The organism is Sphingomonas sp., from assembly GCF_048594985.1.
In the GTDB taxonomy this organism is placed as follows: domain Bacteria; phylum Pseudomonadota; class Alphaproteobacteria; order Sphingomonadales; family Sphingomonadaceae; genus Sphingomonas_I.
Genome location: NZ_JBMDXG010000190.1, coordinates 1 through 7,990 on the forward strand (window position 1 = coordinate 1; position 7,990 = coordinate 7,990).

Consider the following 7,990-nt stretch of genomic DNA (forward strand, 5'->3'; position numbering starts at 1 on the left):
TGCATGACCCGTCTCCGCCCGCTGACCGACCCCGATCACCTCCCCGCGCTTGATCGCAGCGTCGTGATTACCCGGCCGGGTGCGGGCCTCGGCGACGATCAGCCTCCGCCGCGCATCCTGCTGCTCTACGGGTCGCTGCGCGAGCGGTCCTTCAGCCGGCTCGCCGCCGAGGAAGCGGCGCGGCTGCTGATCCTGTTCGGTGCCGAGGTGCGGATATTCGACCCCAGCGATCTGCCTTTGCCTGATCAGGTGAAGGGCGACGATCATCCCGCCGTCCATGAGCTTCGCGAGCACGCGCTCTGGTCCGAAGGCATGGTCTGGTGCAGCCCTGAGCGGCATGGCCAGATCACCGGCATCATGAAGGCACAGATCGACCATCTGCCGCTGGAGTTCGGCGGCATGCGGCCGACCCAGGGTCGCACGCTCGCCGTCATGCAGGTGTCGGGTGGTTCGCAGTCGTTCAACGCAGTGAACACGCTCCGCCTTCTCGGCCGCTGGATGCGGATGATCACCATACCCAATCAGTCGAGCGTGGCGATGGCGTTTAAGGAGTTCGATGAGGCCGGACGCATGCGCCCGTCGAGCTATTATGACCGCATTGTCGACGTGATGGAGGAGCTGGTTCGGTTTACCGTCCTCACCCGGCCGCATTCCGATCAGCTTGTCGACCGTTATTCGGAGCGAAAGGCCGCACAGGTGAAGCGGGACGCCGCAGCCGATCTTGCTTCGCAAGCGATTGCGTAGGGGCTCTGTGTTGCCATAGCGCTGGAACGATCGCTTCATCGAAAAGCCGTCGTTTGGAACGAACGAAGGGTTTGTCCCGTGAACCGCTGGTGCGGCACGGAGCGTAGTGGCGGCGGCTTGAACGTGGGCGGGGTCGGCGGACGGCGGCGCATGTCAGGATGGCGGAGCGGGAGGGATTCGAACCCTCGATACGGTTTTGCCGTATACTCACTTTCCAGGCGAGCGCCTTCGACCACTCGGCCACCGCTCCATTCCGCCGGAGCGGGCGCCCTATCGCGTGGCGGGGGCTTCCGCAAGGAGATGCGGCATGGCAGGCTCGCCCGCATGCATTTTCCGCTTCTTCCATTCCTTCTCACCCTGGTGGCCGTCTCCACCGTGGCCGCCGCGCAGCAGCCGGCGGAGATCGTGGCGCAGGCCCCGGCCGGCGAATGGCGCGCGATTTCGCCCGATGACCTGCTGGTGATGGAATTGGCGCCGGGCGCGCGCGGGGCGCCGCGCCGTATCGTCCTGCAGCTGATGCCCGCGCCCTTCGCGCCCCGCCACATCGCCAATATCCGCGCGCTGGCGCGGGCGCACTGGTGGGACGGCGCCGGCATCAACCGCGTGCAGGACAATTATGTCGTGCAATGGGGCGAGGTGACCGCCGCGCGGCCGCTGCCGCCCGGATTGGCCGTCGCTCCCGCCAGTGACTATGCCGCACCGGCCGGCGCCGTTACCGGCTCGGGCTCGATGAACGAAGGCGCGGGCATGTCGTGGCAGACGCGCGATCCCTACGCCAAATGGGTCGGCTTCTATCGTGGCTGGCCCGTCGCGTCGGATGGCCGATCGACGTGGCCGGTCCATTGCTATGGCATGCTGGGCGTGGGCCGCGACATGGCGCCGGATACCGGCAGCGGCGCCGAACTCTATGTCGTGATCGGCCACGCGCCGCGCCACCTCGACCGCAATGTCGCGCTGGTCGGCCGCGTGATCGAGGGGGTGGAGCATCTGTCGAGCCTGCCGCGCGGCACCGGCAATCTCGGTTTCTATAAGGATGCCGCCGATCAGGTACGGATCCGCTCGATCCGGCCGGCGCGCGACTTGCCCGAGGCCGAACAGCCGCGCTTCGAAATGCTCGCCACCGACGGCGCGAGCTTCGCGCGTTATGTCGCCGCGCGCGCCAATCGGAAGGACGATTTCTTCATCGCACCCGCAGGCGGCGTCGACATCTGCAACGTGCCGGTCCCGGTGCGGGTGCGCGCGCGTTGAGGCGCCTGCTGGGCTTCGGCAGGAAGCCGCCGCCCGCGCCCGAGGGGCCCGCGCCCTCCATCCCGCCTGGCCTGCGCGTCTATGCGATCGGCGACGTGCATGGGCGCTTCGACCTGCTCGCTCGGCTGCTTGCCCGGATCGAGGCCGACGACGCGGGCCGCACGCCTGCGGAGAGCCACATCGTCCTGCTCGGCGACCTGATCGACCGCGGCCCGGAATCGCGCGCGGTGATCGATCATCTGCTGCATCATCAGCCCGCCTTCGCCACCTTCCATTTCGTGATGGGCAATCATGAGGAGATGCTGCTCCGCTTCGCCGACGATCCCGATGCGACGGGGATGGAGCAGTTTCTCCGCTATGGCGGGCGCGAGACGTTCGAGAGCTACGACGTGCCCCAGCGGATGCTCGATCTGCCCGATTATTACACCAATGCCGACCTGGTCGGATTCATCCCGGCCGAGCATCTCGATTTCCTGCGCGCCGGGCGTCACGGCATCCGCTTCGGCGACTATTTCTTCGCGCATGCGGGCATCCGCCCCGGCGTGCCGATCGAGGAACAGGCGGAGAGCGACCTCCGCTGGATCCGGGGCGATTTCCTGACGAGCGAGGCCGACCATGGCGTGACGGTGGTCCATGGCCATACGGTGGTGCGGACGCCCGACGTGCGTACCAACCGCATCGGCATCGATACCGGGGCCTATGCCACCGGCATTCTCACCGCGCTGGGCCTGGAGGGGACGGAGCGATGGTGGCTGAACACGGACGAGGCCGCCTGACGCAACCGTCCCCGCGCCGCGCCGGCCGCACCCGCCTCGCATGGGGACGGATGCGGCCCGGCGGTCAGGCAGCCCAGTGAATGTCGATCGGCTGCTCCGCCTCGGCCAGCACGCGGCCGATCGGAACGGTCGATCCGGCGCCGTCCTCGATCGCCTGCTCGACGATCGCGCGCTTCGCATCGCCGGTCAGGCACAGCATCAGCGCGCGCGCCTGCAGGATCGCCGCGCGGGTTAGCGTGACGCGCGCGACCGGCGCTTCGGGGGGCAGCGGATCGGGCATCACGCCGATCGCGCGGCGCGTCTTGGGCGCGGTCAGCGCCGCGTCGAGATCGGGCCCGGGAAAGATCGACGCCGTATGCCCGTCGCCGCCGACGCCCAGCAGCGCCACGTCGGGCGGCCACTTCATGTCCTGCAGCAGCGCGTCGGCGGAGTTGCCCGCGGCCTTGTAGTCGAGCTCGGCGGGGGCCAGCGGCACGACGCGCGCGCCCTTCGGCATGAAGATCTTGGCCAGCATCGCGACGTTGGACAGCGGATCGGTCAGCGGCACCAGCCGGTCGTCGACGGGGATGATCGTCACCCGCTTCCAGTCATATTTCATGCCCGCAAGCTTCTCATACGCCTTGACCGGCGTGTTCCCGCCCGACAGCGCGAGCAAAGCGGCGTTGCGCGCGTCGAGCGCGCTTTCGACGATGAAGCCGAGATCGCCCGCGACCGCCTCCGCAAAGGCCTCCGCGTCGTCATGCTCCCACCATTCGGCCTCAATCATTCCAGGTCACTCCATCGCGTTCGGTCAGTGCAATCGCGGCGGCCGGGCCCCAGGTTCCCGCCGGATAGTTGCGTGGGCTCATCGAATTGAGCGTCCAGCCTTCGCGGATCGCGTCGATGAACTCCCACTGCGCCTCCACTTCGTCGCGGCGGACGAACAGGGTCGGTTCGCCCTCGATCAGGTCGAGCAGCAGGCGCTCATAGGCGATGCGGCGGCGGACGTCGGCGAAGGCATTGTCCATGCCGATCTGCAGCGGCACCTCGCGCAGGCGGATGCCGTCACGGTCCAGCCCCGGCACCTTGGACATCATCGTCAGCGTGACATTCTCCTCCGGCTGGATCGAGATGACGAGCCGGTTGGGCTGGAGCACCGCGCCGCGCCCCTCGAACATCGAATGCGGCACGGGCTTGAACTGGATCACGATCTCCGACTTGCGGCTCGGCAGGCGCTTGCCGGTGCGCAGGTAGAAGGGCACGCCCTGCCAGCGCCAATTGTCGACATGCGCCTTCACCGCCACGAAGGTCTCGGTGCCCGACGGCTTGCCCAGTTCGTCGAGATAGCCCGGCACCGGCTGCGCGCCGACAGCGCCGGCGGTATATTGGCCGATCACGCTTTCCTTCGCCGCGTCCAGCTTGCGGAGCGAACGGAGTACCTTCACCTTCTCGTCGCGGATCGCGGTCGCGGTGAATTGCGCGGGCGCCTCCATCGCGACCAAAGCGAGCAGCTGGAGCATGTGGTTCTGCACCATGTCGCGCAGCGAGCCCATGTCGTCGAAATAGGAGGTCCGCCCTTCCAGCCCGACCGTTTCGCTGACCGTGATCTGGACATGCTCGATCGCGGTGGCATTCCACAGCGGCTCGAACAGGATGTTGCCGAACCGTAGCGCCAGCAGGTTCTGGACGGTCTCCTTGCCCAGATAATGGTCGATGCGGAAGGTCCGGCTCTCGGGAAAGACGCGCGCGACCGCGTCGTTGATCTCCATCGAGGAGGCGAGATCCTGGCCGAGCGGCTTTTCGAGCGCGAGCCGCGTTTCCGGTCCCGCCAGCCCGGCCTGCTCCAGCCCGGCGATGGTCGGCTCGAACAGCGACGGCGCGGTCGACAGGAAGATCGCGACACCTTGATCGCGGCGCGATCCCACCGCCTCGCCCAGCCGTTGCAGCGTCTCGGGCTTCGATGCGTCGGCCGGCACGTAGTGGATCCGCGCCAGGAAGCGATCGAGCACGTCGCGGTCGAGCTTGCGATCCTTCATGATCGGTTCGAGCGCGGTCTTCGCGGTCTCACGGAAACCGGCGTCGTCCGTTTCGGTCCGCGCGGTCGCGAAGATGCACAGATCCTTCGGGAGCAATCCGTCCGCGTCGAGGCCGAACAGGGAGGGCAGCAGCATCCGCCGGGACAGGTCGCCGGTCGCGCCGAACAGCAGAAGCGTCTGGGCAGGTGCGGGCATCAATCAGGTCTCCAGCCGCGAGAGGTCCGGGTGCGCCTTCGCGCGGCGCGCCGGCCTTGTCCACCCGCTTTCGCCGGACCCGTCCCCCGCCCGCCGCGTTTGGGCGCGATGCCGCTGCGAACGCCCGACGGGCGCTACATCATCGTCCGGGGCCGCCTGTGGCGGGCATCGAACCCAAGGTTTGCGTGCTGGGCACCATCGGAAGGGCGGGCGTCACTGAAGTAAAAGCGCTGGCGTGCCCGTGGTGCGCATCGGCGACGCGCCGGTCAGTTAAGCGTGTGGCGTCTTCGGTTCGCGAAGACTCTGTCGTGATTTCCCGGTTTTGGGCACACGTCACTCCAATCGCATGAGCTGACAAAATAGAAGATCTGATGCTGCCCAAGAGTCCGCCGAGCGATCGGCCACGGTGAAGGCGGAAAGATCGATCAGCGATCGTTCGAGCGGATGCTATGCTCGACAAGGTCAATGCAGCGCGGGAGCAAAAGATGGAGTGGAGCGACGTCCGCATCTTCCTGGCCCTGGTACGGGTCGGCACGCTGGGCGGCGCGGCGCGCGCGTTGCGTCTCAGCCACCCCACCGTCGGACGGCGCCTCCGCGCGCTGGCGGCGGCGACCGGTCAAACGCTCTTTCAGAGGACGGCCGACGGATTCGTTCTGACGGAGGAGGGGAGCACCATCGTCTCGCTGGCGGAGCAGATGGAGGAAGGCGCGCTGGCCATGGAGCGGCGGCTTGCCGGGCAGGAGCAGAAGCTGCGTGGCACCTTGCGCATCTCCTCGGCCGACTGGTTCGGCGCCTATGTCCTGCCTCCGATCATCGCCGGATATACGAACGCTTATCCGGGCGTCGATGTCGAGATCCTGACGGGCACGCGCCTCTTCAGCCTCGCCCAGCGTGAATCGGACATCGCCTTCCGGATCGTGCCCTTCGACACCTCCGATATCGTTCAACGGCGGCTCGCGCGACTGAACTACGGCGTCTACGTTTCCGCCAGCGCGCCCGATCCGGTGTTCGGCGACGGAACAGGCTTCCGCCTGATCACGCACGATACCTCGACGGGACATTTCCCCGATATCGGCTGGCTCCAGGAGAGCTTCCCCAACGCGGTCCCGGTGATGCGTTCGAACAACCGCAATGTTCAGGCGCGCATGTGCCGGCAGGGTGTCGGCATCGCCGTCCTGCCCCGCGCTGTCGGCAACCAGACGCCGGGACTACGGGAGCTCGACCTTCCGGCAGAACCGCCCAGTCGCGACATCTGGATGGGTTATCATCGCGATCTGAAGCACCTGCAACGCCTGCGCGCCTTCATCGGCGTGATCGACCATCACCTGCGGGAATTGCTGCCCTGATTTGACGCGCCTTCCGCGCCCTGCTCATTCCTCGTCCTGCCATCTGCGTAAATCGGTCTGGTCGTGATAGGCCATGCGGTCAGGCGTGGTGATGAATTCCATCGTCGTGCCCCACGGCATGCGGCAATAGCAGACCTTGTTTCTGGGGCCTTTTTCGGTCGCATAGGGAATGGCACGCGGCGCCGTCAGCGGGGTACCGCCCGCTCGCTCGAAACGCTCGACCGATGCGTCGATATCGTCGGTGTAGAGCGCGAAATGCGTGATTCCGAAGTCGCTCGCACGGATCGGCTGCGCCTGTTCGGGCCCGTGCATTTCGAAGAGCTCGATGTCGGGCCCGGTGCCGATCTTGACCATCGCCTGCGCGCGCACAATCGTCCCCGGGAATGCGCCGACGGCCCGCTCGAATTCTGCGCCCTGCCGGGGCGGATCCTGCGGCCCGAACGACTGGTAGATCAGTTCGGCGCCGAAAGCGTCGGCCAGGAAGGATTTGGCGGCTTCGATGTCGGGCACGGTGATGCCGATGTGATTGACGCCGCGAATGACGGGAGCGTTCATTACAGTCTCCTTTTCTTGATCTGCCCGGCGCACGACGGCGCCGGTTTCAGTGGGTCTTGAGGAAATCGATCAATGCGGCCGCGACCTCATCCGGCCGCTCGTCCGCGACATAGTGGCTGCACCGCGCGATGGCGCCGCCCGTCACATTGGTGGCGAATTGCTCGAGCATCGGCACCATCTGCGCGCCGAAGCGCTGGTCCCCTCCCAAGCCGAGCACCGGTATTTCGAGCGGCTGCTCCTTGTATCTGAGCGCCGCCGCATGGTCGGCGGTCAGGGTCCGATACCACTCCATGCCGCCCCGCAAGCGGCCAGGAAGCGCCATCGCTTTCGCGTAAATCTCGATGTTCGCCGGATCGAAACTGCTATAGTCGTAGAAGCGCTCGGCCATGAAGGCCGAAACATAATCATATTCTCGGCCGTGGAGCAGGCGCTCGGGCAGATCCCGGCTGGCGTGAAACCCAAAATGCCAGAGCCTTGCGACCGTCGCCTCCCATTCGGTCCAGCCGGGAAGCGGAACGTCGAGCACGGCCAGGTGCGTGACGGCTTCGCGATGGATGGCGGCCTGCGCCAGGGCGACCATGCCGCCGATATCATGCCCGCACACGGCGTAGCGTTCATGCCCGAGCGCAAGCATGACCTCGTGCGCGTCGCGCGCCATGGTCGCCTTGTCATAGCCGCCCTGCGGGCAGTCGGAGAATCCCGCGCCGCGCAGATCGATCGCCACCACGCTGAAATGATCGGCGAGCAGCGGCATCACCTGCTGCCACTCCCACCACGTTTCCGGCCAGCCGTGGAGCAGGAGGATCGGCGAACCCGAGCCTCCCGTGACGGCGTTGAGCTTGATACCATTCGCCGGCACCAGTTGCTGGGCGAAGTCAGGCAGGGCTGCGATCATGGTCGCTCTCCAAGGGCATGTTGACGGTTACACAGGGGCCGGCACTCAGGTCGGGCCGAAATCCGTGGCGATCGTGATGTCGCGCCAGGCGTCGAGGTCGCGGCGGAAGGCGGCGAGCTTCCGCTCGGCGCTCGCGTGCGCCGCAGGACCGAGCGGCAGGTGGAGCGGGGCGTCCTCGGCGTCGACCGCTTTCAGGATCACGGTGACCGCCTTGTC

Annotated in this window: 8 protein-coding genes and 1 tRNA gene; 4 read left to right on the forward strand and 5 right to left on the reverse strand. The window is 66.9% G+C overall.

Features of this window, described 5'->3' with window-relative positions; all coding sequences use genetic code 11:
* Positions 1-3 precede the first annotated feature (3 nt).
* A complete protein-coding gene (gene arsH, locus ACOJSF_RS07210; protein WP_420141545.1) occupies positions 4-744 on the forward strand; it encodes an arsenical resistance protein ArsH in 741 nt (246 codons plus the stop codon).
* A gap of 159 nt (positions 745-903) precedes the next feature.
* Here the strand turns inward: arsH and ACOJSF_RS07215 are convergent.
* A tRNA-Ser gene (locus ACOJSF_RS07215) sits at positions 904-994 on the reverse strand.
* A 74-nt stretch (positions 995-1,068) separates the two neighbouring features.
* On the opposite strand from ACOJSF_RS07215, the gene ACOJSF_RS07220 reads away from it, so the two are divergent.
* Positions 1,069-1,992 (forward strand): peptidylprolyl isomerase, encoded by a 924-nt coding sequence (locus ACOJSF_RS07220; RefSeq protein WP_420141538.1) that lies wholly within the window; start codon positions 1,069-1,071, stop codon positions 1,990-1,992.
* Positions 1,989-2,768 (forward strand): metallophosphoesterase family protein, encoded by a 780-nt coding sequence (locus tag ACOJSF_RS07225; protein ID WP_420141539.1) that lies wholly within the window; start codon positions 1,989-1,991, stop codon positions 2,766-2,768. Before ACOJSF_RS07220 ends, ACOJSF_RS07225 begins: the two co-directional genes overlap by 4 nt.
* Before the next feature lie 64 nt (positions 2,769-2,832).
* Here the strand turns inward: ACOJSF_RS07225 and pgl are convergent, their stop codons facing one another.
* A complete protein-coding gene (pgl, locus tag ACOJSF_RS07230; protein WP_420141540.1) occupies positions 2,833-3,534 on the reverse strand; it encodes a 6-phosphogluconolactonase in 702 nt (233 codons plus the stop codon).
* Complete coding sequence (gene zwf, locus ACOJSF_RS07235) at positions 3,527-4,978, reverse strand: glucose-6-phosphate dehydrogenase (protein WP_420141541.1); 1,452 nt, start codon at positions 4,976-4,978, stop codon at positions 3,527-3,529. The genes pgl and zwf overlap by 8 nt, the downstream gene beginning before the upstream one ends.
* Positions 4,979-5,427: 449 nt before the next feature.
* Between zwf and ACOJSF_RS07240 the strand changes: the two genes are divergently transcribed.
* Positions 5,428-6,324 (forward strand): LysR family transcriptional regulator, encoded by an 897-nt coding sequence (locus ACOJSF_RS07240; RefSeq protein ID WP_420141542.1) that lies wholly within the window; start codon positions 5,428-5,430, stop codon positions 6,322-6,324.
* A 24-nt stretch (positions 6,325-6,348) separates the two neighbouring features.
* Here ACOJSF_RS07240 and ACOJSF_RS07245 read toward each other — a convergent pair whose 3' ends face one another.
* Together ACOJSF_RS07245 and ACOJSF_RS07250 are read right to left on the reverse strand one after the other, a co-directional pair.
* The gene (locus ACOJSF_RS07245) at positions 6,349-6,879 is read right to left on the reverse strand and encodes a VOC family protein (RefSeq protein ID WP_420141543.1); all 531 of its coding nucleotides are present in this window, start codon (positions 6,877-6,879) and stop codon (positions 6,349-6,351) included.
* A gap of 46 nt (positions 6,880-6,925) precedes the next feature.
* Positions 6,926-7,774: an alpha/beta fold hydrolase gene (locus tag ACOJSF_RS07250; RefSeq protein ID WP_420141544.1), complete on the reverse strand. Its 849-nt coding sequence runs from the start codon at positions 7,772-7,774 to the stop codon at positions 6,926-6,928.
* Positions 7,775-7,990: the final 216 nt, after the last annotated feature.